Origin of the sequence: Enterococcus sp. C63 (assembly GCF_040887215.1) — a bacterium.
GTDB classification, from domain to species: Bacteria; Bacillota; Bacilli; order Lactobacillales; family Enterococcaceae; genus Enterococcus_B; species Enterococcus_B hirae.
In genome coordinates, this window is sequence record NZ_JBFOFI010000005.1 from 219315 (window position 1) to 242787 (window position 23473).

The 23473-nt window shown below is 39.3% G+C and carries 20 protein-coding genes; 19 read left to right on the top strand and 1 reads right to left on the bottom strand.

Annotation, left to right across the window (positions count from 1 at the left end; genetic code table 11):
* The first annotated feature begins 13 nt into the window (after nucleotides 1-13).
* Entirely contained in the window at nucleotides 14-1321 is a 1308-nt protein-coding gene (gene purB, locus AB3H90_RS09460; protein ID WP_368016627.1) for an adenylosuccinate lyase, read from the top strand.
* A 155-nt stretch (nucleotides 1322-1476) separates the two neighbouring features.
* Here the strand turns inward: purB and AB3H90_RS09465 are convergent, their stop codons facing one another.
* Complete coding sequence (locus AB3H90_RS09465; RefSeq protein ID WP_088775549.1) at nucleotides 1477-1854, bottom strand: hypothetical protein; 378 nt, start codon at nucleotides 1852-1854, stop codon at nucleotides 1477-1479.
* Between the two features lie 261 nt (nucleotides 1855-2115).
* Here AB3H90_RS09465 and purC point away from each other — a divergent pair, with 261 nt between their 5' ends.
* The 18 genes from purC to AB3H90_RS09555 form a co-directional block, all read left to right on the top strand.
* Nucleotides 2116-2832 (top strand): phosphoribosylaminoimidazolesuccinocarboxamide synthase, encoded by a 717-nt coding sequence (gene purC, locus AB3H90_RS09470; protein WP_034700365.1) that lies wholly within the window; start codon nucleotides 2116-2118, stop codon nucleotides 2830-2832.
* Nucleotides 2833-2846: 14 nt separating this feature from the next.
* On the top strand, nucleotides 2847-3101 hold the full coding sequence (gene purS / locus AB3H90_RS09475) for a phosphoribosylformylglycinamidine synthase subunit PurS (RefSeq protein ID WP_010737437.1): 255 nt from the start codon (nucleotides 2847-2849) through the stop codon (nucleotides 3099-3101).
* 1 nt (nucleotide 3102) lies between these two features.
* Nucleotides 3103-3774 (top strand): phosphoribosylformylglycinamidine synthase subunit PurQ, encoded by a 672-nt coding sequence (gene purQ / locus AB3H90_RS09480; RefSeq protein WP_368016628.1) that lies wholly within the window; start codon nucleotides 3103-3105, stop codon nucleotides 3772-3774.
* Between the two features lies 1 nt (nucleotide 3775).
* Nucleotides 3776-5998: a phosphoribosylformylglycinamidine synthase subunit PurL gene (purL, locus tag AB3H90_RS09485; RefSeq protein ID WP_368016629.1), complete on the top strand. Its 2223-nt coding sequence runs from the start codon at nucleotides 3776-3778 to the stop codon at nucleotides 5996-5998.
* Nucleotides 5983-7425 carry an amidophosphoribosyltransferase gene (gene purF, locus AB3H90_RS09490; protein WP_034700370.1) on the top strand — a complete coding sequence of 481 codons (1443 nt, stop codon included), beginning with the start codon at nucleotides 5983-5985 and terminating at the stop codon, nucleotides 7423-7425. The genes purL and purF overlap by 16 nt, the downstream gene beginning before the upstream one ends.
* A gap of 13 nt (nucleotides 7426-7438) precedes the next feature.
* Nucleotides 7439-8482, top strand: coding sequence for a phosphoribosylformylglycinamidine cyclo-ligase (purM, locus tag AB3H90_RS09495; protein WP_368016630.1), 1044 nt, complete (start codon nucleotides 7439-7441; stop codon nucleotides 8480-8482).
* Nucleotides 8479-9072 (top strand): phosphoribosylglycinamide formyltransferase, encoded by a 594-nt coding sequence (gene purN, locus AB3H90_RS09500; protein WP_010737442.1) that lies wholly within the window; start codon nucleotides 8479-8481, stop codon nucleotides 9070-9072. The genes purM and purN overlap by 4 nt, the downstream gene beginning before the upstream one ends.
* The gene (purH, locus tag AB3H90_RS09505; protein WP_368016631.1) at nucleotides 9065-10600 is read left to right on the top strand and encodes a bifunctional phosphoribosylaminoimidazolecarboxamide formyltransferase/IMP cyclohydrolase; all 1536 of its coding nucleotides are present in this window, start codon (nucleotides 9065-9067) and stop codon (nucleotides 10598-10600) included. The genes purN and purH overlap by 8 nt, the downstream gene beginning before the upstream one ends.
* Before the next feature lie 17 nt (nucleotides 10601-10617).
* On the top strand, nucleotides 10618-11892 hold the full coding sequence (gene purD, locus AB3H90_RS09510) for a phosphoribosylamine--glycine ligase (protein ID WP_368016632.1): 1275 nt from the start codon (nucleotides 10618-10620) through the stop codon (nucleotides 11890-11892).
* 119 nt (nucleotides 11893-12011) lie between these two features.
* The gene (locus tag AB3H90_RS09515; RefSeq protein ID WP_010719376.1) at nucleotides 12012-12926 is read left to right on the top strand and encodes an aldo/keto reductase family oxidoreductase; all 915 of its coding nucleotides are present in this window, start codon (nucleotides 12012-12014) and stop codon (nucleotides 12924-12926) included.
* Nucleotides 12927-13070: 144 nt separating this feature from the next.
* Entirely contained in the window at nucleotides 13071-13550 is a 480-nt protein-coding gene (locus AB3H90_RS09520) for a hypothetical protein (protein ID WP_368016633.1), read from the top strand.
* Nucleotides 13551-13767: 217 nt separating this feature from the next.
* The gene (gene guaC / locus AB3H90_RS09525; protein ID WP_010719374.1) at nucleotides 13768-14745 is read left to right on the top strand and encodes a GMP reductase; all 978 of its coding nucleotides are present in this window, start codon (nucleotides 13768-13770) and stop codon (nucleotides 14743-14745) included.
* A gap of 116 nt (nucleotides 14746-14861) precedes the next feature.
* Entirely contained in the window at nucleotides 14862-16289 is a 1428-nt protein-coding gene (locus AB3H90_RS09530; protein WP_368016640.1) for a PLP-dependent aminotransferase family protein, read from the top strand.
* Nucleotides 16290-16747: 458 nt separating this feature from the next.
* On the top strand, nucleotides 16748-17857 hold the full coding sequence (pdhA, locus tag AB3H90_RS09535; protein WP_010719372.1) for a pyruvate dehydrogenase (acetyl-transferring) E1 component subunit alpha: 1110 nt from the start codon (nucleotides 16748-16750) through the stop codon (nucleotides 17855-17857).
* A gap of 2 nt (nucleotides 17858-17859) precedes the next feature.
* Complete coding sequence (locus tag AB3H90_RS09540) at nucleotides 17860-18837, top strand: alpha-ketoacid dehydrogenase subunit beta (RefSeq protein WP_368016634.1); 978 nt, start codon at nucleotides 17860-17862, stop codon at nucleotides 18835-18837.
* Nucleotides 18838-18863: 26 nt separating this feature from the next.
* Nucleotides 18864-20501: a dihydrolipoyllysine-residue acetyltransferase gene (locus AB3H90_RS09545; protein ID WP_368016635.1), complete on the top strand. Its 1638-nt coding sequence runs from the start codon at nucleotides 18864-18866 to the stop codon at nucleotides 20499-20501.
* A gap of 7 nt (nucleotides 20502-20508) precedes the next feature.
* Entirely contained in the window at nucleotides 20509-21915 is a 1407-nt protein-coding gene (gene lpdA / locus AB3H90_RS09550; RefSeq protein ID WP_010719369.1) for a dihydrolipoyl dehydrogenase, read from the top strand.
* A 338-nt stretch (nucleotides 21916-22253) separates the two neighbouring features.
* Nucleotides 22254-23473, top strand: a 1220-nt coding sequence (locus AB3H90_RS09555) for a hypothetical protein (protein ID WP_368016636.1), incomplete at its 3' end; no start/stop codon positions are given.

Genomic DNA, 23473 nt, shown 5'->3' on the forward strand with positions numbered 1-23473 from the left:
AGGAGAAAAATTGATGTTAGAACGTTATACACGACCTGAAATGGGCAATATCTGGACAGAACAAAACAAATACCAAGCTTGGCTGGAGGTAGAAATTTTAGCTGACGAAGCATGGGCAGAATTAGGAGAAATTCCTAAAGAAGATGTCAAAAAAATTCGTGAACATGCATCTTTTGATATTGAACGTATTTTGGAAATTGAAAAGGAAACACGTCACGACGTTGTTGCCTTTACTCGAGCAGTTTCTGAAACATTAGGCGAAGAACGTAAGTGGGTCCACTACGGCTTAACGAGTACTGATGTCGTGGATACAGCTTATGGCTATCAAATCAAACAAGCAAATGATCTTTTACGAGATGATTTGAAACGTTTTACGGCAATTATTGGTGAAAAAGCTAAAGAACATAAGTACACAGTGATGATGGGAAGAACGCATGGCGTTCATGCTGAACCAACGACATTTGGCTTGAAATTAGCTACTTGGTATTCAGAAATGAAACGAAATATTGAACGTTTTGAGCATGCAGCCAAAGGTGTTGAAGCAGGTAAGATATCAGGAGCGGTAGGAACATTTGCGAACATTTCGCCATTTATTGAAGAATATGTGTGTGAAAAATTAGGGATTCGTCCGCAAGAGATCTCTACGCAAGTGCTCCCCCGTGATCTCCACGCAGAGTACTTTGCGACTATGGCATTGATTGCTACCAGCATCGAACGTTTTGCAACAGAAATCCGTGGTTTGCAAAAATCAGAAACGAGAGAAGTAGAAGAGTTCTTCGCTAAAGGACAAAAAGGGTCTTCAGCAATGCCTCATAAACGAAACCCAATCGGTTCAGAAAACATGGCTGGACTTGCTCGAGTGATTCGTGGTCATATGGTCACAGCCTATGAAAATGTTTCGTTGTGGCATGAAAGAGATATCTCTCATTCGTCAGCAGAACGAATCATTTTACCTGATACAACAATTTTATTGGACTATATGTTGAATCGTTTTGGAAATATCGTAAAAAATCTGACGGTCTTTCCTGAGAATATGAAACGTAACATGGAAGCTACTTTTGGCTTGATCTATAGTCAACGTGTGATGTTGAAACTGATTGACAAAGGTATGACAAGAGAAGAAGCTTACGACTTGGTTCAACCTAAAACAGCTTATGCATGGGATTATCAAGTTCAATTTAGACCTTTACTTGAAGAGGATCCAACGGTTACTTCTGTTTTATCAAAAGAAGAGATCGATGACGCATTTGACTACCATCATCACTTGAAAAATGTGGATGTGATCTTTGACCGTGTTGGTTTAGGAGAAAAAGACAAATAATCAAAATGAGTGGCTTGCTTCGGATTGCTAGAAGCAGCCATTCTTTTACTGATATGTAATAAAAAGAACCTTGACACAGATAACTCAACTGGTCGGGGTTCTTTTTAGCTATTTTGATTCATTTCATGATGTTGCTTGATAATAGCATGAGAAAACTATCCGTAAAGGGCTTGAGCGGAATAGTTAAAATGTTTAGTATGAAGCAAACTCAATAATTCTTCGATAAAAGTATAATCAAATTCTTGCTGATCATAAGTGACTTGGATACGATAATGATTTTTGAATAATTTTTGTTCGTGTATCTGACTGATCACGAGTTGATGTTCAGAAATTGTTTGATATTCAAATGTGCGCTTTCGGCACTCAGTATGGCGCTTTGCCGCACGACGGATTTTTCTGAAGGTATAAAAACTCGTATCTTTATTACATAAGTAGACATCTTTGATAGACAACAGATCATTATATAAACGTGACGTTTCCTCGGGCGATAAATCCATTAAAAAACATTGGGCACAAACTGCGGCCTCTTCCATTTCGCTACCTCCTTGAATTCCTTGAATAAATATCCAGAATCATTCTAATCCTACTATAGCATCAATTATTATGGGTGTAAACGCTTATTATTTTTCCAGGGAAGAATTTTTGAATTAAACACGAACATTAGACAATTTTAATGCTATGAATGTACATGTTTTTGCTGAACAGGATAAAAACACTTGTTAAAATTTAAAGTGAAAAGACGAACAAAAAAATAATGTTTGTTGTGATCGTCAAGAATTTAAGGAGATGTCGAAATGGAACAGAAAGATTTGCTGTATGAAGGAAAAGCCAAAAAAATGTACCATACTTCAGATGAACAGGTGATTTGGGTGGAATACTTGGACCAAGCTACCGCTTTAAATGGCTTGATGAAAGACCAAGTAAATGGAAAAGGGGAACTGAACAATCAAATCACAAGTAAAGTCTTCCATTATTTATCCGAACAAGGGATTGCCAATCACTTTATTCAACAAATCGGAAAAGACGAACAATTAGTGAAAAAATTAAATATTCTTCCCTTAGAAGTGGTAGTCAGAAATAGTGCAGCTGGTAGTTTTTCAAAACGGTTAGCAATTCCTGAAGGACAAAAATTACCCACACCAATTGTCGAATTTTATTACAAAGACGATCAATTAGATGATCCATTTATCAATGATGAACATGTGCTGTTTTTACAAATTGCAGATGAAGCTGAAATTACTGAATTAAAGACACAGGCTAGAAAAATCAATCATTTGTTAATCCAACTATTTGAGAAAATCGATTTACAGTTAATTGATTTCAAACTGGAATTTGGGAAAACAGCTACGGGCGAAATCGTATTAGGAGATGAAATTTCGCCTGACACTTGTCGATTATGGGATCTGAAAACAAACGAACACATGGACAAAGATGTTTATCGACGAAAAATTGGGGAGATTGTCCCAGTATATCAAGAAGTTTTGACACGTTTAACACAAGTTGGTTTATGAGAGGGGAAAATGAAATGTATTTTGTAAAAGTTTATGTCACCTATAAAGATTCTGTATTAGATCCTCAAGGAGAAGCAGTGAAAAATGCGGTCCATCGTTTGGGATATGAAACTGTTGAAGATATCCGAATCGGTAAATATTTTGAGATCCAAGTTTCAGCAGAAGCTAGCGCAGTAGAGGAAACGATTGAAGGGATTTGTGACAAACTATTAGCTAACGTCAACATGGAAACGTATCGTTATGAAATCGAACAATTGGAGGGAATCTAGCATGAAATTTGCCGTGATTGTCTTTCCTGGTTCGAACTGTGATGCGGATATGCTGTGGGCAATTCGTGACATTATGGAAGTAGAAGCTGAGTATGTTCGTTATGATGAAACCTCTCTACAAGGCTATGACGGCGTATTGCTCCCTGGTGGTTTTTCCTATGGCGATTACTTGCGGTGTGGAGCTATTGCGCGTTTTTCAGCTATCATGAATGAAGTCGTTCGTTTTGCGGAGGAAGGAAAACCAGTCTTTGGTACATGTAATGGGTTTCAAATCCTTACAGAAGCGGGTCTTCTTCCAGGCGTGTTAAGAAAAAATGATTCTTTGCGCTTCATTTGCAAAACTGTTCCTTTGAAAGTTAACAACCAGACAGCCTTTACTTCGGAGTATGAAACCGATGAGATCATTCAGCTGCCTGTCGCTCATGGCGAAGGAAATTATTTTTGCGATGATCAAACGTTGCAAGAGTTAAAAGCCAATAATCAAATCGTTTTTACTTACGCTGAGAATATCAATGGTAGTGTCGCAAATATTGCAGGGATCACCAATAAAGCAGGAAATGTGTTGGGAATGATGCCTCATCCAGAACGGGCAATGGAGGCGTTACTAGGATCAGAAGACGGAAAACGATTTTTTGCATCGATGTTAAAAAATTTTGGAAAGGTGACTGTCTAAGATGAAAACACGGAATGAACCAAGTCCCTTAGAGATCAAAGAAAAGAAAATTTATGCTGAATGGGGATTGACAGACGAAGAATATCGAATGATCGAAGAAGATATTTTGGGGAGAATGCCCAATTACACCGAAACAGGTTTGTTTTCAGTCATGTGGAGCGAGCATTGTTCTTACAAAAATTCTAAACCGATTTTACGAAAGTTCCCAACAAGTGGACCGCATGTTCTTCAAGGTCCAGGAGAAGGCGCTGGTATCGTGGATATCGGTGATGATCAAGCAGTTGTGTTTAAAGCGGAAAGTCATAATCACCCTTCAGCAGTAGAACCTTATGAAGGAGCGGCAACCGGTGTTGGTGGGATCATCCGTGATATTTTCAGTATGGGTGCACGTCCGATTGCTTTACTTGACTCTTTACGTTTTGGCGAGTTAGACCAACCACGAACCAAGTACTTATTGGAAGAAGTAGTCGCAGGGATTTCTGGGTATGGTAATTGTATCGGAATACCGACGGTTGGAGGAGAAGTAGCGTTTGATCCTTGTTATGAAGGGAATCCGTTAGTTAATGCCATGTGCGTAGGGTTGATCGATCACAAAGACATTCAAAAAGGGCAAGCTTCTGGTGTGGGTAATTCGATCATGTATGTCGGTGCGAAAACAGGACGCGACGGCATTCACGGTGCGACTTTTGCTTCAGAAGAGTTCAGTCAAGAAGAAGAACAGCAACGTTCCGCAGTCCAAGTAGGCGATCCTTTTATGGAAAAACTATTACTTGAAGCTTGCTTAGAATTGATCCTGGAACATGCGGACATTTTAGTAGGGATCCAAGACATGGGCGCTGCTGGATTGGTTTCTTCAAGTTCGGAAATGGCATCAAAAGCTGGATCTGGTTTGATTTTGACATTAGACGATGTGCCACAACGAGAAACAAATATGACTCCTTACGAAATGATGCTTTCAGAATCACAGGAACGAATGTTGATTTGTGTAAAAGCTGGGGCAGAGGAAAGAGTCAAAGAATTGTTTAAAAAATATGATTTGGATGCTGTTACGATTGGAGAAGTCACCGATGATGGCTTGTATCGCTTGTACCATCATGGGGAAGAAGTGGCTAACTTACCAGTTGATGCCTTAGCCGAAGATGCACCTGTTTATGAAAAGGCAGTGCAAGAACCCGCTCGAATCGAAAAATTTAAACAGTTAGGGCAATATCAACCAATCATTGAAGATGCGAATCAATTATTGCTAGATTTATTGAAACAACCGACAATAGCTTCAAAACATGCGATTTATGAAACCTATGATTCTCAAGTACAAACCAATACAGTAGTTTCCCCTGGAAGTGATGCTGCCGTATTGCGTATTCGTGGAACTGAAAAAGCAATTGCTATGACGACTGACTGTAATGCCCGCTACCTTTACTTGAATCCTGAGATAGGTGGGCAAATCGCTGTTGCAGAGGCTGCCAGAAACATTGTAGCTAGTGGCGGACGTCCATTGGCGATCACAGACTGCTTGAATTATGGTTCTCCTGATAAACCAGAAGTATTTTGGGAATTAGTTAAATCAGCAGACGGGATTGCCAAAGCATGTGAAGTCTTTGCGACACCTGTGATCTCCGGGAATGTTTCTTTATACAATGAAACGGATGGCAAAGCGATTTATCCTACCCCGATGATCGGCATGGTCGGATTGATCGAAGACTACCAACACATCACCACTCAATCTTTCAAAATGGCGGATGATTTGATTTATCTTGTTGGTGAAACTTATGACGATTTCAATGGTAGTGAATTGCAAAAAATGCAATTAGGAAAAATTGAAGGGGACATCGAGCATTTTGATCTATTGACGGAACAACAAAACCAAGAAAGTCTACTGGCGGCTATTCAAGCAGGAGTGGTAACCAGTGCGCATGATTGTTCGGAAGGCGGTTTGGCTGTGGCGTTGGCTGAAGCAACTTTTGGTACCCAATTGGGATTAGATGTCACAGTAAATCTGACGACAGCACAACTTTTTTCAGAGACACAATCAAGATTTGTGGTCACCATCCTTCCAGAAGATCGTGAGGAATTTGAACGTTTGATGGGCGAAAAAGCAAGTTGTATCGGTAAAGTGACTGAGTCAAGTAATATCGTGATCCAAGCAAGTGATGGGGAAATCCATCTAGCTGTTACAACAGCTAAAAAATGCTGGGAGGACGCAATCGAATGTCTTATGAAGTAAAAAGTTTAAATGAAGAATGTGGGGTGTTTGGTGTCTGGGGACATCAAGAAGCATCTAGCGTAACGTATTTTGGGCTTCATAGTCTTCAGCACCGTGGTCAAGAAGGTGCTGGGATCGTTTCAAATGATCAAGGGAAACTATTAGGACACCGGGATCTAGGTTTACTCTCAGAAGTTTTCAAAGATCAAAGAAAGCTAGCTGCACTCTCTGGACAAGCAGCGATTGGACATGTGCGTTATGCTACAGCAGGTAATGGTAGTGTGGACAATATCCAACCCTTTTTATTTAAATTTTATGACCAGTCAATCGGTCTAGCTCACAATGGGAATCTTACGAATGCCCGTTCGTTGAGAACGTCGTTAGAAAAAGACGGTGCGATTTTCCATTCCAATTCAGATACAGAGATTTTGATGCATTTGATTCGTCGAAGTAAAAAAACAACATTACTCGATCGTTTAAAAGAAGCATTAAATGAAGTGAAAGGCGGCTTTGCCTATTTGCTTTTAACAGAAGATGCCATGATCGCCGCTCTTGATCCGAATGGTTTTCGACCTTTGGCAATCGGACAAATGAAAAATGGTGCATATGTGATTGCTTCTGAAACTTGTGCACTGGAAGTCATCGGTGCGCGGTTTATTCGAGATGTTCGTCCAGGGGAAGTAGTGATCATTGATGACTCAGGCTATACGATCGATACTTATACGACCGAAACCCAGTTAGCGATTTGTTCCATGGAATATATCTACTTTGCACGACCAGATTCAAATATCGCTGGTGTCAATGTACACACTGCTCGTAAAAATATGGGGAGAAATTTAGCACAGGAAGCGCCAATTGATGCTGACATGGTTGTAGGTGTTCCAAATTCTTCGCTATCAGCAGCCAGTGGCTATGCCGAAGCTAGTGGCATCCCTTATGAGATTGGACTAGTAAAAAATCAATACATTGCCAGAACCTTTATTCAACCAACACCAGCATTAAGAGAGCAGGGTGTCAGGATGAAACTTTCGGCTGTCAGAGGAGTTGTTGAAGGCAAACGAATCGTGATGGTGGATGATTCGATCGTTAGAGGAACAACGAGCCGGCGAATCGTACGTCTATTAAAAGAAGCAGGAGCAAAAGAGGTTCATGTACGAATTGCTTCACCACCGTTAAAATATCCTTGTTTTTACGGCATTGATATTCAAACGAGAAAAGAACTAATTGCAGCGAATCATAGTATCGAAGAAATCAGACAATGTATTGAAGCAGATTCATTGGAATTTTTAAGTGAGGATGGGTTGATCCAAGCAATCGGATTAAAAGAAGCAGCTCCTTATTCTGGGTTATGTATGGCTTATTTTAATGGTGATTATCCGACGCCTTTATACGACTATGAAGAAAAATACCGTGAATCATTGAAAGAAAAAGTATCTTTTTTTCAATAAAGGAGGAAGTAACATGAGCAATGCCTATGCGAATGCTGGTGTGGATGTAGAAGCTGGCTATGAAGTAGTAGAACGAATCAAGAAACACGTGAAAAAAACAGAGCGACTAGGGGTAATGGGTGCTTTAGGCGGTTTTGGTGGCTGTTTTGATTTAAGTTCTTACCAATTAAAAGAACCAGTTTTGGTATCAGGGACAGATGGGGTAGGAACAAAATTGTTAGTAGCCATCGAAGCGGATCAACATGAAACGATCGGAATCGATTGTGTGGCGATGTGTGTCAATGATATTTTAGCTCAAGGTGCGGAACCTTTATATTTCTTAGACTATTTAGCTACTGGAAAAAATGATCCACAAAAATTAGAAAAAGTCGTCGCTGGCGTGGCGGATGGTTGTGTAGCAGGTAATCTTGCGTTGATCGGTGGCGAAACCGCAGAGATGCCAGGAATGTACGCGGAAAATGAGTATGATCTTGCTGGCTTTGCAGTTGGGGTTGCAGAAAAGTCGCAATTGATCACAGGAAGTGAAATCAAAGTTGGTGATGTTCTGTTAGGCTTACCTTCTAGCGGGATTCATTCAAACGGCTATTCATTGGTTCGGAAAGTGTTTTTTGAACAAAATGGCTACAAACTAACTGATCAGGTAGAGGGTTTGTCTGAAACGCTAAGCCGAGAATTGTTAAAGCCGACAAAAATCTATGTATCAGCGTTGTTGCCAATCATAAAAGAACAAAAGATCAAAGGTGCGGCACATATCACTGGTGGAGGGTTCATAGAAAATATTCCGCGGATGTTGCCGGAAGGAACGGCCGCGCAAATTCAATTAGGATCATGGCCTCGCTTGCCAATTTTTGATTGTCTCCAACGTTTAGGCGAAATCCCTGAACAAGAGATGTTTGAGATTTTTAATATGGGTATTGGCATGGTTGTAGCAGTAGCAGCTTCTCAAGTCGATGAAGTCATTGAAAAAATCAATGAGCAAGGAGAAGCAGTTTATCGAATCGGTGAAGTAATTCCCTTAAAAAATAAAACAGTGTTGTTTGATGAGGAAGAAAAATGAAGATTGCCGTATTTGCTTCAGGAAATGGCAGCAACTTTCAAGCTTTAGTTGACTATTTTCGGGAAAATAAGTTGCCAGATACCTTTGAATGGCTTTTTTGTGACCAGCCGAATGCTTTTGTCTTAGAACGGGCAGAAAAGTTACATGTACCATTTCATTTTTTTTCACCAAAAGAATTTTCATCTAAAAGAGAATATGAAGAAAAAATTTTAGAGATCCTAGTGGAAAAAGAAATTGAACTCATTGTATTAGCAGGATACATGCGGATTATTGGTCCGACTTTATTGAATGCTTATGAGTCAAGGATCATTAATATCCACCCCTCTCTTTTACCTGATTTTCCTGGCTTACATGGGATTCGTGATGCGTTTGCTGCGGAAGTCAAAGAAACAGGTATAACGATTCATTACATTGATAAAGGGATAGATACAGGACCCATCATTCACCAAGAAACCATAGAGATCACGAAAGAAGACACATTGGATAGCTTAGAAGCAAAGATTCATCAAATCGAACATCAGACCTATCCTAAAATAATCGAAGCAGTCATCAAAGAAATGCAAAAAGTGGAGGAAGAAAAAAATGACTAGAGCATTGTTAAGTGTATCGGATAAAAAAGGAATTGTTGAATTTGCCAAGGGATTACAAGCTTTGGAAATTGAGATCATTTCAACTGGGGGCACCAAAAAAGCACTTGATGAAGCGGGAATCTTGACCATCGCAATCGAAGATGTCACTGGCTTTCCTGAGATGATGGACGGACGTGTCAAAACTTTGCATCCTAAGATTCATGGGGGATTATTAGCACGTCGTGATCTTGCTAGTCACAGAGATGCAATGGCAGCTTCTGAGATTTTGCCGATTGATTTTGTTTGCGTCAATTTGTATCCTTTCAAAGAAACAATCATGAAACCGGATGTTAGTGAAAAAGAAGCCATTGAAAATATTGATATTGGTGGACCAAGTATGTTGCGTAGTGCTGCCAAAAACCATGAATTTGTCACGGCGATCGTTGATCCGAACGATTATCCAATTGTTTTAGATGAACTGAGAAATCAAGGGACTACTTCTCTAGCGACACGTCAGAAACTGGCAGCGAAAGTATTTCGTCACACAGCAGCCTATGATGCATTGATTGCTCAATATTTAACGGAGCAAGTGAAGGAAGAAAAGACGGAAAAATTGACTCTTACTTTTGAACGCAAGCAAGACCTCCGCTATGGCGAGAATAGTCATCAGCAAGCTGTCTTTTATCAATCTGCTCTACCAGAACGTTATTCGATTGCTCAAGCAAAACAGCTTCATGGAAAAGAACTATCTTTTAATAATATTCGTGATGCAGATGCTGCTTTGCGGATCATGAGTGAATACCAAGAACCAACAGTCGTAGCACTCAAACACATGAATCCTTGTGGTATTGGCTCAGCTCACACGATTTTCGATGCTTGGCTAGCAGCTTATGAAGCAGATCCTGTTTCGATTTTTGGTGGGATTGTGGTATTGAATCGGGAAGTCGATTTAGCAACAGCTCAAGAAATGCATAAACTCTTTTTAGAAATTATCATTGCACCGTCTTATACACCAGAAAGTCTAGAAGTTTTAAAAGCCAAGAAGAATTTACGATTATTAACGGTTGACTTTAACTCGCAATTAACAAAAGCATCTAATGAAATTGTTTCAGTTCTTGGAGGTTTACTCGTCCAAGAAAAAGATACAGCAATGGAAGAACCAACTACATGGCAAGTAGTAACCGATCGTCAGCCAACATCTGATGAAATGGCTGCATTAGCATTTGCTTGGAAAGCTGTTAAGCACGTCAAATCAAATGCGATCGTTGTAAGTAATCGGTATCAGACGCTAGGGATTGGTGCAGGACAAATGAATCGTGTCGGTTCTGTCAAACTTGCGATTGAACAAGCTGGAGAAAAAGCACAAGTAGCTGTTTTGGCAAGCGATGCTTATTTCCCAATGGATGATTCGGTGGAATATGCAGCTAAACACGGAATCAAGGCGATCATTCAGCCTGGTGGAAGTATCAAGGATCAAGCGTCGATTGACATGGCTAATAAATATGGAATTGCCATGGTCTTTACGAACGTCCGTCATTTTAGACATTAAGATAGAAGGAGTAAGAAATGAATATATTGATCATAGGATCTGGTGGGCGTGAACATGCGATTGCGAGTAAAATCTTACAAAGTCCGCTAGTCGAAAACGTTTATTGTGCACCGGGGAATCCTGGCATGACACGTGATGGGGTCAAAATCGTTGATATTAAAGAAACTGATCATCAAGGATTGATTGAGTTTGCTAAGAAAGCGTCGATTACTTGGAGTTTTGTTGGCCCAGAAATTCCATTACTAAATGGGATCGTAGATGATTTTAAAAAAGCAGAGTTAAAAATATTTGGTCCGACGAAAGCTGCCGCATTGATTGAAGGATCTAAGAGTTTCGCCAAAGAATTGATGGAGCGTTGTCAGATTCCAACTGCTGAATCTAAAACTTTTACCAACTATCTTGAAGCCAAATGGTACATCGAAGAGAAGGGTGCCCCAATTGTGATCAAAGCGGACGGTTTAGCTGCTGGCAAAGGCGTGGTCGTAGCGATGACAAAAGCCGAAGCGTTACAGGCAGCCAGCGATATGCTGGAAAAACATCGTTTTGGACAAAGTGGACATCAAATCGTTGTGGAAGAATTTTTAGAAGGAGAAGAGTTCTCTTTGTTAGCGTTTGTGGATGGCGAAGCAGTTTATCCAATGGAAATCTCACAAGATCATAAACGAGCGTATGATGGAGATCAAGGACCGAATACTGGAGGGATGGGCGCCTATTCTCCAGTACTTCACATTTCTGAAGCAATCATTGAAGCGGGGATCGAAAAAGTAATAAAACCTGCAGCTAAGGGGATGAGCGAAATTGGTCGTCCGTTTATCGGTGTATTGTATGCAGGATTGATCGCCACTTCAGATGGACCGAAAGTGATTGAATTTAATGCGAGATTTGGCGATCCTGAGACACAAGTCATTTTACCTCGATTGAAGAGTGACTTGGCGCAAGTGATCACTGATTTGTTAGACCATAAGCCGGTTCATTTAATTTGGGAGGAAACTGGATATCGTTTAGGGGTTGTAGTTGCAGCAGAAGGTTATCCTAATCAGTATTTAACCGCTATGGATTTGCCCGATTTTCCTGAAGAGGAGGCAACTGTCTATTATGCGGGTGTTCAAGAGGAAAAAGGAAATTTAAAAGGTTCAGGTGGTCGAATCTACTTAGTGGAGTCCTATGGGGAAACAATTGAAGAGGCGAGGGAAAAAATATACAGTGCGTTGGAATCAAAAGATACGAAGGGGACATTTTATCGGAAAGATATTGGAATGAAAGCAATCAACGTTTTTTCTAAGAATCACTAACGCAACAAAAAGGGGGATAACATTTTTTTCTTTTTTGAGAAAAAAGTGGCATGCCTCTTTTTGCCCCCTTTTTGAAGTAAATGTGTTAAAATCTAATGGGAAAGAAAGGAATGATTTTAATGAAACAGATTCAATTGGGAACTTCAAATCAAAAGGTGTCATCGGTCATTCTCGGATGTATGAGGATTAATGGCGCTGAACATCCAGAACGTATTATTGAAACTGCTTTTGATAACGGTATCAATTTTTTTGACCATGCGGATATCTATGGTGGTGGAGAATGTGAAACCATCTTTGCTAGTGCATTAGCAAAAACTTCAATAAAGAGAGAAGAGCTATTTGTTCAAACAAAATGTGGGATTGTTCCTGGTGTGATGTTTGACTTTTCCAAAAAGCACATCATTGAATCAGTAGAAGGTAGTCTCAAACGGTTAAAAATGGATTATGTTGATGCGTTGCTATTACATCGTCCCGATACCTTAGTTGAACCTGAGGAAGTGGCAGAGGCATTCGATGAATTAGAAAAGTCAGGTAAAGTACGTTATTTCGGTGTAAGTAATCAGAAACCAATGCAAGTCGAATTGCTAAAGAAATACGTCAAACAACCTTTGTTGATCAACCAATTGCAATTTGGATTGAAACATTCTGGAATGATTGATCAAGGGATCCATGTGAATATGACAGATGAAGCTAGCGTTGACCACGATGGTAGTGTCTTGGATTATTCACGTTTGAATGAAATGACGATCCAAGCATGGTCGCCTTATCAATATGGTTTTTTTGAAGGGGTATTTATCGGTAACGAAAAGTTTCCTAAATTGAATCAAAAATTAGCAGAACTTGCTGAAAAATATCATACAACGCCAACAGGTTTAGCTTCAGCTTGGATTTTACGCCATCCTGCGAATATCCAAGTGATTGCAGGAACGATGAATGTAGGGCGAATCAAGGAAATTGCGCAAGCCTCAGACGTTGAACTGAGTCGTGAAGACTGGTATGCGCTGTATCGCGAAGCTGGCAATATCCTACCATAGACATGAAAAAACATTGAATGAAACAGTCATTAGTTGCTTGTTCGCTAATGACTTCTACATATATTGATGCGAGGAACGTCACTAAGAATCTACGAAAAGGGGAGTAAAATGGGATATCTAAATAAATGGGACAATAATTCGTCGATGCCAGAAAGTGAGCTAAACGCTCATAAAGCAGCGTATGAAAATGTCAGTGATGGTAAAGAAGCGAAAGGCAATCTAAAACTAGACCCCCAACGCTATAGTCTTGGAGTAATGACACACGCAATAAATAAAACGAAATCTGCAAAATTAAATAAACCTAATAGAGCTCTACTTGGAATGATCCAAGAAATAGCGCAAAGCTATTTTAGCCCTAAAGTACTTGCTGGTATGGAGGAATTCAACAAGAATAGAGAAAAAGAGCTAGAAAAAAGTTCGAACATTTCGCAAACAAAGTTATCTAAAGATAAAGAAAACCCCGATAATGAAAATCAAGTTTATAAAAGGTTGAATGCCATTATCTCTGGCGCTAAACAGACACTCGTTCAAACCGGAACTCTGAATAAAAACGATCAAGAGAAAACAAACCAATCAAAAGAAGCTGGAAATCAACAAAAGAATGAACCACCTGGTAGAGATTGAGTAGCTATAAGCGACAAACAGCTGATTGTTTATTTGTCGAAAAGTTTGATGGCTAGACAGTGTTATTTCAGATTAAGGAGTTTTTATTTTTTTGTTTATATTCCCCTTGATTTTTTAGTTTAAATACGGTAAATTACATAAGGTGCTAAAAATAAACACCCAAAAAGCAAATAATGTTCGTGTTTTACTGAATTCGAACATCAGGAGGATCATGTCCATGAAAGTGTTTGATTACGAAGATATTCAACTCATTCCTAATAAATGTATTGTAAGTAGCCGTTCAGAATGTAACACGACAGTGACACTAGGAAAGCATACTTTTAAAATGCCTGTTGTCCCTGCGAATATGCAAACGATCATCGATGAGTCAATTGCACAATTTTTAGCAGAAAATGGTTACTTCTATATTATGCATCGATTTGATGAAGCAGCAAGAATCCCCTTTGTGCAAAAAATGAAGGAGCAACAATTGATTACTTCAATCAGTGTTGGCGTAAAACAAGAAGAATATTCATTTGTTGAAGAATTAGCACAGTTAAATTTAGTTCCTGATTATATCACGATTGATATTGCGCACGGTCATTCAAATGCGGTGATTGAAATGATCCAACATATCAAAAAACATTTACCAGAAACGTTCGTTATTGCAGGAAACGTTGGTACACCAGAAGCTGTTCGGGAATTAGAAAATGCCGGAGCTGATGCAACAAAGGTTGGAATCGGACCTGGTAAAGTTTGTATCACAAAAATCAAAACCGGTTTTGGTACCGGTGGTTGGCAACTTGCTGCCTTAAGATGGTGTGCTAAAGCTGCCAGAAAACCGATTATTGCTGATGGGGGTATTCGTACCCATGGTGATATTGCAAAATCCGTTCGTTTTGGCGCAACAATGGTTATGATCGGTTCGCTATTTGCCGGACATGAAGAATCGCCTGGTGAGACAATGGTGGAAAATGGCGTAGTGTACAAAGAATACTTCGGCTCTGCCTCCGAGTTTCAAAAAGGTGAAAAGAAAAATGTAGAAGGTAAGAAAATTTGGATCCAACATAAAGGGTCTTTGAAAGACACGTTGGTTGAAATGCAACAAGATTTACAATCTTCTATTTCTTACGCGGGTGGGAAAGATATTGAAGCTATTCGCAAAGTTGATTATGTGATTGTTAAAAACTCCATTTTTAACGGAGATACGATTTAATAGCTATTAAAAAGCAAAGTAGATGCTCTCGTGTCATACTTTGCTTTTTCTTTGCTTTTCGATCCCTTTTTTATAAGATAAAATAGGCAGTAGAAGAAAGAGGAATGGAGAAGAACATGTGGGAAGTCATAGATAAGAAACAAAGACCAATTTATCGACAAATTATGGATCAGGTGATGAAAAATATTGAAAATGGGAATTTAGATCCCAACGTACCCTTGCCCTCTGAAAGGAAATTGGCAGTTATTTTTCAAACAAATCGCACAACTGTGGTTCGAGCGTTGGATGAATTACGAGATCTTGGCGTTCTTATCAGTCGCCGAGGCAGTGGACGCTTTGTGAATCAAACCGAATGGGGGCGGTATTCTGTCCCGAGAGTGAATTGGCGCGAATTATTTTCCCAACGCTATGAACAAATCGATGATAGTTATGAAAAAATGATCGAAGTAGGAAAAATGAACCCTTATTTTCTCGATTTATTTTCGAGCGAGATGCCTACAGACTTATTACCAAACGTTCAATTTCCAGCATACTCAATGAATGAGATTATTGAAAAAGAGCAACAAATCACCTGTCTAGGTTATCTTCCATTAGTAGCAAAAATAAAAAATTACTTGATCGAAAAATTTTATTTTGATTTTACTAAAACGCAATTATTAGTTACGAGTGGGGGGCAACAGGCTATTTTTCTAATTTTACAGACGATTTTATCTAGTGGTGATGCTATTGCGGTAGAAGCGCCTTCGTTTTTTTATCGTTTGTCCTTATTTAAAGCGACAGGGATTCGTCTATTTGGTGTACCCATGGATAGCGAAGGTATTGAGCTGGATAAGCTAGAAGTGTTGATCAAGAAAAATAAATTGAAAGCTGTCTTAGTCAATCCAAACTTTCAAAATCCAACAGGGAAAGTGATGTCCCAAAAACGTCGCGAAGCATTAGTGACCCTTTGTCGCAACTATCAATTACCGATCATTGAAGACGACGTTTTTAGTGACTTATCCTTTCATGATAGTGAAAAGCATAAACCAACTGCGATCCATTCGATTGATCCGGAAAACGTCTTATATGTCGGATCATTATCTAGGGTATTAGGACAAACGACCAAGATAGGTTGGATCGTTGGGCTGCGTTCCTTTATCGACCGCTTAGCGAAAGCGCAGGAAATGATGGAATTTTCGATGAGCATCTTTCCCCAAAATGTGGCGATGACTGTATTTGAAGAAAGTTATAGCACAAAGATCGCCATTGTGAGGGAAGAATTATACAAAAGAAGTTTGACACTGGTTGAATGGGAAAAAACGCAAAACTTTTTTGAAGTCTGGCCCATTTATGGTGGGTACTATGCGTGGATTACGTGGAAAGGACAGCAATTGACAAGAGATATTGCGGAAGAATTGATCCGCTCAGGGTTAGGCATTGCACCAAGTTTTTTGTTTGGAGAAGAGACCAACGGGTTGCGTATCAATTTTAGTCGTTTAACTGAAGAAAGGCTGCCATTTTTTCAAGCGGAAATGGCAAAATTAGCAAAACGTTTATCCGTTTAATTCATGATCAAAAGAACAGGTTCATGTGCAACAGTTAAGGAGATTCCTTGCTGTTGCTTTTTAATTGAAAAAAATACACATATAGTAGAAAATTAAAAGAGGGATGATTGTAAAGAAAATCACTAATTAATAAAAAATTTTTTCTGTTTGTTGGAATAAGGTATAACAATGTGCGGATTCAATGATAACAGTAGAGAGGAGTAGATAGAAAATCAGGACTAATTTTGTACAAAAGATGTAAACCGCTTTCTTGATTGTGATGTTGTTCACTATTTGCGTGGTTAAGCGGATTATTACAAATTTTTAAAAACGTGAATTTTTTTGCTTTTAGCTTGTATTTCTTAATGATCCATGATAATTTATAAAAGAAGACGGTTGGATATTGATACAGTTTATATATCTGTTTCAATCGCAGAAAGATGAGATTTTCTTATATGATGAGAGAGGAATGTGTACAAATGGCAAAAAAGAAATTACCACTAGACTTTAATGCGTTATTAGATGAAGTCAATTCAGATTTTCCAGTATACCAAGCGCTTGACCAAAATGGTAAAGTAGTAAACCCTGATCTTGTTCCTGATTTATCAGATGAACAATTAGTAGAATTAATGACTAGCATGGTTTGGTCTCGTGTATTAGACCAACGCTCAACAGCTTTAAACCGTCAAGGACGTCTAGGATTCTTTGCACCGACAGCTGGTCAAGAAGCTAGCCAACTTGCAAGTGCATTTGCTTTTGAAAAAGAAGACGTATTACTTCCTGGTTACCGTGATGTTCCCCAATTAGTAAAACATGGATTGCCTTTAGCACAAGCTTTCTTATGGTCACGAGGACATGCGGCAGGGAATTTTTATCCAGAAGAATTGAAAGCTCTACCACCACAAATCATTATTGGTGCGCAGTACATCCAAGCAGCTGGTGTGGCTTTAGGATTGAAAAAACGAAACAAAAAAAATGTGGTCTTCACTTATACAGGTGACGGCGGCTCTTCTCAAGGTGATTTCTATGAAGCAATCAACTTTGCCGGAGCTTATCATGCAAATGCTGTATTTTATATCCAAAACAATGGCTTTGCGATCTCAACACCTCGTGAAAAACAAACAGCTGCTAAAACATTAGCGCAAAAAGCTGTGGCAGCTGGGATTCCAGGGATCCAAGTAGATGGTATGGATCCATTAGCAGTTTATACAGTATCTAAAATGGCACGTGATTGGGCAATCAACGGGAATGGTCCAGTCTTGATTGAGACATTGACTTACCGTTATGGTCCGCATACTTTATCAGGAGATGACCCAACTCGTTACCGTTCAAAAGAAACAGATGACGAATGGCAGAAAAAAGATCCATTGATCCGTTTCCGTAACTACCTAACAGAAAAAGGTCTATGGTCAGAAGAAAAAGAAGAACAAGTAATTGAACAAACAAAAGAGGAAATCAAAGCAGCGATTGCTGAAGCAGATAAGATTCCAAAACAAAAAGTTTCTGATTTCTTAAAAAATATGTTTGAAGTGGCACCACAATCAATTAAAGAACAAATTGCAATCTATGAAGCGAAGGAGTCGAAATAATCATGGCACAAAAAACAATGATTCAAGCAATCACAGATGCCCTAGCACTTGAACTTGAAAATGATGAGAACGTAATCGTTTTTGGTGAAGATGTTGGGAAAAACGGTGGAGTTTTCCGTGCAACGGAAGGATTGCAAGAAAAATTTGGCGAAGAACGCGTTTTCGATACCCCATTAGCTGAATCAGGGATTGCTGGTATGAGTTTTGGGTTAGCTTTAGAAGGTTTTCGTCCAGTACCTGAAATTCAGTTCTTTGGATTTATTTTTGAAGCCATGGATGAAGTAGTCGCACAAATGGCACGTACAAGATATCGAATGGGTGGGACTAGAAATCTACCGATTACGATTCGTTCACCATTTGGTGGTGGGGTTCACACACCAGAACTTCATTCAGATAACTTAGAAGGATTGATTGCTCAATCTCCAGGAATTCGCGTAGTCATTCCATCAAATCCTTATGATGCAAAAGGATTATTGATCTCTTCTATCCGCAGCAATGACCCAGTTGTATTTTTGGAACATATGAAACTTTATCGTTCATTCCGTGAAGAAGTTCCAGATGAAGCTTATGAAATATCATTGGACAAAGCGGCAATTACTCGTGAAGGAACAGACGTTTCAATCATTACCTATGGCGCAATGGTTCGTGAAGCGATCAAAGCAGCTGACAATCTTGCGAAAGAGGATATTTCAGTAGAAGTCGTTGACCTAAGAACAGTCGCACCGCTAGATATTGACACAATCATTCAATCAGTTGAGAAAACTGGTCGTGTGGTAGTCGTTCAAGAAGCGCAACGACAAGCAGGTGTAAGTGCCCAAGTGATTGCTGAAATCTCAGAACGTGCGATCCTTTCATTAGAAGCACCAATTGGACGTGTAGCAGCACCAGATACTGTTTTTCCATTTGGACAAGCTGAAAACATCTGGTTACCAAATGCGGCTGATATTGAAGCAAAAGTCAAAGAAATTGCAGAATTCTAAGAAATAAGAAGGGACGTAAGTAAATCATGGCATACCAATTTAAATTACCTGACATTGGTGAAGGAATCGCAGAAGGCGAAATCGTCAAATGGTTTGTCAAGCCAGGCGATACCATCAATGAGGATGATACGTTATTAGAAGTTCAAAATGATAAATCAGTAGAAGAAATTCCATCCCCAGTTACTGGGACAGTGAAAAACGTCATCGTACCTGAAGGAACAGTCGCGAATGTTGGCGATGTACTGGTAGAAATCGATGCACCAGGACATGAAGACAATGAAACAAGTGGCGATGCTGGAGTAGCAGCGAAAGAGCAAACACCTGAACATCCAGCTGCTGAACCAACTGAAGCTAGTGCCGATGGTGGGGTCTTTGAATTTAAATTACCCGATATTGGTGAAGGAATCGCAGAAGGTGAAATCGTTAAATGGTTTGTGAAACCAGGCGATACCATCAATGAAGATGACACATTGTTAGAAGTACAAAACGATAAATCGGTAGAAGAAATCCCGTCGCCAGTGACTGGAACGGTTAAAAACATCTTGGTATCAGAAGGAACAGTTGCAACTGTTGGTGATGTATTAGTAGAAATCGATGCACCAGGACATAATAGTGCGCCTTCTACTACATCAGAAAAAACAGCTGAATCAACTGATGCTAAAGTAGAAACTTCTGGTTCAGCATCAGTAGCTGAGGCAGCTGATCCTAACAAACGTGTTTTGGCTATGCCATCAGTTCGACAATTTGCTCGTGAAAAAGATGTGGATATCACACAAGTCACTGCAACTGGTAAAGGTGGACGTGTGACAAAAGAAGATATTGAAAGTTATCTATCAGGAGGGCATGCGAGTCAAACAGCATCAGCTGAACCAGCTGCACCTGCGACAGAAAAAGCGGTTGAAGCGAAAGCTGAAAGCAAGCCAGCAACACCAGCAAAAGCGTTCAAATCTAATTTAGGCGAATTAGAAGAACGTGTAGCAATGACACCGACACGTAAAGCGATTGCTAAAGCAATGGTCAATAGCAAGCAAACAGCGCCACATGTTACTTTACATGACGAAGTAGAGGTTTCTAAACTTTGGGATAATCGTAAGAGATTTAAAGAAGTCGCAGCTGCGAATGGGACAAAATTGACTTTCTTGCCATACGTGGTAAAAGCATTAACTGCTACTGTGAAGAAATTCCCTATTTTGAATGCGTCAATTGATGATGCGAACCAAGAAATCGTTTATAAAAATTACTATAACATCGGAATCGCAACTGATACAGATCATGGCTTGTATGTACCAAATGTAAAAGATGCAGACCGTAAAGGGATGTTTGCGATTGCGGATGAAATCAATGAAAAAGCAAAACTAGCTCATGAAGGTAAATTAGCAGCTGAAGATATGCGAAATGGCTCTATTACGATCAGTAATATTGGTTCTGTAGGTGGTGGCTGGTTTACACCAGTAATCAACTACCCTGAAGTAGCAATTTTAGGTGTGGGAACAATTGCACAACAACCGATCGTTAATGGTGAAGGTGAAATCGTTGTTGGACGAGTGATGAAACTTTCCTTAAGCTTTGATCACCGAATCGTAGACGGAGCAACAGCTCAACAAGCAATGAACAATATCAAACGACTTTTAGCTGATCCTGAGTTATTGATGATGGAAGGATGATAAACAAATGGTAGTTGGAGATTTTGCTGTAGAATTAGACACAGTTGTAATCGGTGCGGGACCTGGTGGCTATGTTGCTGCCATCCGTGCTGCTGAAATGGGACAAAAAGTGGCAATCATTGAAAGAGAATACATCGGTGGTGTTTGTTTAAACGTTGGTTGTATTCCTTCAAAAGCGCTGATTGCTGCAGGACATCATTATCAAGAATCTCTTGATTCAACTTTATTCGGTGTCACAAGTGAAAATGTCACACTTGATTTTGCAAAAACACAAGACTGGAAAGAAAATAAAGTAGTGAAAACACTGACTTCTGGTGTTGGCTTCTTATTGAAAAAACACAAGGTAGAAACAATCGAAGGCGAAGCATTCTTCGTCGATGATCATACATTGCGTGTGATCCATCCCGATTCTGCTCAAACGTATTCTTTCAATAATGCAATCATTGCTACTGGTTCCCGTCCGATCGAAATCCCAGGCTTCAAGTTTGGCGGACGTGTACTTGACTCAACAGGCGGCTTAGCTTTAAAAGAAGTACCAAAAAAATTCGTTATCATTGGTGGCGGAGTTATTGGAGCAGAATTAGGTGGAGCCTATGCTAACTTAGGTGCTGAGGTAACGATTCTTGAAGGTTCTCCTCAAATTTTACCTACCTATGAAAAAGATATGGTGAAATTAGTGGAAGACGACTTCAAGAAAAAAGGTGTGACAATCGTAACCAATGCAATGGCGAAAGAAGCTGTTGATAATGGGGACAGTGTGACAGTCAAATATACTGTTGACGGTAAAGAAGAAACAGTGACAGCAGATTATGTTATGGTAACAGTTGGCCGTCGTCCAAATACTGACGATATGGGATTAGAACAAGCGGGTGTCGAAGTCGGTGAACGTGGATTGATTCCAGTGGATCAACAAGGGCGTACGAACGTGCCAAACATTTTTGCAATTGGGGATATCGTACCAGGTGCTGCTTTAGCGCATAAAGCAAGTTATGAAGCAAAAATTGCTGCAGAAGCTATCTCAGGTAAGAAAGTAGCAGTTGACTATAAAGCAATGCCTGCGGTTGCCTTTACAGATCCAGAATTAGCTTCTGTTGGGATGACGATCAAAGAAGCAAAAGAAGCTGGTATTGAAGCTACTGCATATAAATTTCCGTTTTCAGGAAATGGACGGGCGTTATCGCTTGCAAAAACAGAAGGTTTTATCCGTTTAGTGACGACCAATGAAGACAATGTCATCATTGGAGCGCAAATCGGTGGTGTAGGTGCTAGTGATATGGTTTCTGAGCTTGCTTTAGCCATTGAATCAGGAATGAATGCCGAAGATATTGCGTTAACGATCCATCCACATCCATCGCTAGGTGAAATTACGATGGATGCTGCTGAACTCGCTTTAGGTTTACCAATCCATATTTAATTTAGCAATTGGGATATTTTATCCGAACTGTTTCAAAAAAAGTATGGATGCTGGCGATAGTTGCCAGGTTAAAAACATCTTTTTGACAAATTGAATTGATACATGATCGATGAAACATCAAAGTTGGCAAAAACTGCTAGCTTTGATGTTTTTTTTGTGGTCTTTTCAAAACCTCTTTTTCTGAAAAAAGAAAAAAGAAAGTCAAGCTTTTTGAAAGAGGGTGTTAGAATAAATGTGGTAAAAGCAATCAGGTCAGCATATTTCTATATCAATGATTTAACTAGCGGAACTAGTTGTTTACTAATTAATTTTTAATCACTTTAAAGGAGATTGACTTTGTGAGAAAAGAAACGATTAAAACACTTCAAGGAGACTGTCATGAGAATGAAAAGAATAATGAAATTGGCGGTCCTAACAATTCAATTAAAAAGAGAAATGAAAGGATTATAGAAGCATACCAAACAGAAAATACATCGATAGCAGGACTTGCTGAGCGATTTGGAGTATCAAAGAGAACCATTGGAAATGTAACACACAGTCTAAAAGAGCAAAATCTGCAACAGCAAAGCTTAACGAATGAGACAACTAAAGAAAAGGAAGAGAGCAATAATCAAAATATCGAAGCATATTTAGCAGGAGACTTGTGGGTAAGTAAACTTGTTAATAAATTTAACGGATCAGCGAGAACCATTTTGATGAAAATAAAGAAAGCAAGAGAACAGAAGGAAGAGATGCAATATAAAACATCGTCAGAAAATGAAATTTTACAGTTAGATAGAAATAGTTTTGAGCAAAGGGAAGAGTTAGTGAAGCAACAAGAGCTGATTTCAGAAGTTCCTCTAAAAGATGAGCTGGAACAGGTACATCCTGCTCAGCCAAGGTCTTTAGAGGACAAAGTCATTTCATTAAGAAAACAAAAAAGTGTTGATCATGACAGCCAGTCAAAAAAATACAATCTCAATGACAGTTCAAGCAGAAAAAGAAAGATGCAAGAAAATAAGGACCCAGAAAAGTTTTCACTATCGGCGTTCCCAATTGATAAAAATAGTTTGAAAACATCGAGTGTGAAACCTAAGAAGCCAAAGAAATCTCATGTACTTCATGAAGTAGAAGAATATTCACCCAAACTATCACAAATAAGCAAACAAATACATACAACAGAGAATGAGCATTTAATTGATGAGAACCAACAGGATAAACTTCAAGGGATCGGTCATCAACAAAATAAAAACTTTTCTTCATCACTTCCTTTACCAAATAAATTAGAGGAAGCAACAAGTAGTGAGAATCATATCTTCAATAGCAAACAAGTGCAAGTAACTGGAAGTCATCTAAGAGAAAATCAAGAGGAACATCCAATTTTATCAGAGACAGAAGGTGAATTTGGAAATAGCTTGTTCGATAGTTTATCTGATTTTGACTATTCAAATGAGTCCAATGAAGAACGTTCGTTTTTTCAAAAGTCAGCAAATTTATCCGATGAATTGTCAAATCATAATCTCACGACAGACGAAATAGTGGAAGCATTAATGGAATTTGACGAGACGTTAGACTCAGC

Bases quoted from the DNA above. Each gene is read 5' to 3' on its own strand.
- AB3H90_RS09530 (WP_368016640.1), top strand. From the start codon at position 14,862: ATGTGGGAAGTCATAGATAAGAAACAAAGACCAATTTATCGACAAATT.
- guaC (WP_010719374.1), top strand. From the start codon at position 13,768: ATGAAAGTGTTTGATTACGAAGATATTCAACTCATTCCTAATAAATGT.
- purS (WP_010737437.1), top strand. From the start codon at position 2,847: ATGTATTTTGTAAAAGTTTATGTCACCTATAAAGATTCTGTATTAGAT.
- AB3H90_RS09520 (WP_368016633.1), top strand. From the start codon at position 13,071: ATGCCAGAAAGTGAGCTAAACGCTCATAAAGCAGCGTATGAAAATGTC.
- AB3H90_RS09545 (WP_368016635.1), top strand. From the start codon at position 18,864: ATGGCATACCAATTTAAATTACCTGACATTGGTGAAGGAATCGCAGAA.
- AB3H90_RS09465 (WP_088775549.1), bottom strand. From the start codon at position 1,854: ATGGAAGAGGCCGCAGTTTGTGCCCAATGTTTTTTAATGGATTTATCG.
- lpdA (WP_010719369.1), top strand. From the start codon at position 20,509: ATGGTAGTTGGAGATTTTGCTGTAGAATTAGACACAGTTGTAATCGGT.
- purQ (WP_368016628.1), top strand. From the start codon at position 3,103: ATGAAATTTGCCGTGATTGTCTTTCCTGGTTCGAACTGTGATGCGGAT.
- purF (WP_034700370.1), top strand. From the start codon at position 5,983: ATGTCTTATGAAGTAAAAAGTTTAAATGAAGAATGTGGGGTGTTTGGT.
- purN (WP_010737442.1), top strand. From the start codon at position 8,479: ATGAAGATTGCCGTATTTGCTTCAGGAAATGGCAGCAACTTTCAAGCT.
- purH (WP_368016631.1), top strand. From the start codon at position 9,065: ATGACTAGAGCATTGTTAAGTGTATCGGATAAAAAAGGAATTGTTGAA.
- purC (WP_034700365.1), top strand. From the start codon at position 2,116: ATGGAACAGAAAGATTTGCTGTATGAAGGAAAAGCCAAAAAAATGTAC.
- purM (WP_368016630.1), top strand. From the start codon at position 7,439: ATGAGCAATGCCTATGCGAATGCTGGTGTGGATGTAGAAGCTGGCTAT.
- pdhA (WP_010719372.1), top strand. From the start codon at position 16,748: ATGGCAAAAAAGAAATTACCACTAGACTTTAATGCGTTATTAGATGAA.
- purB (WP_368016627.1), top strand. From the start codon at position 14: ATGTTAGAACGTTATACACGACCTGAAATGGGCAATATCTGGACAGAA.
- AB3H90_RS09540 (WP_368016634.1), top strand. From the start codon at position 17,860: ATGGCACAAAAAACAATGATTCAAGCAATCACAGATGCCCTAGCACTT.
- AB3H90_RS09515 (WP_010719376.1), top strand. From the start codon at position 12,012: ATGAAACAGATTCAATTGGGAACTTCAAATCAAAAGGTGTCATCGGTC.
- purD (WP_368016632.1), top strand. From the start codon at position 10,618: ATGAATATATTGATCATAGGATCTGGTGGGCGTGAACATGCGATTGCG.
- purL (WP_368016629.1), top strand. From the start codon at position 3,776: ATGAAAACACGGAATGAACCAAGTCCCTTAGAGATCAAAGAAAAGAAA.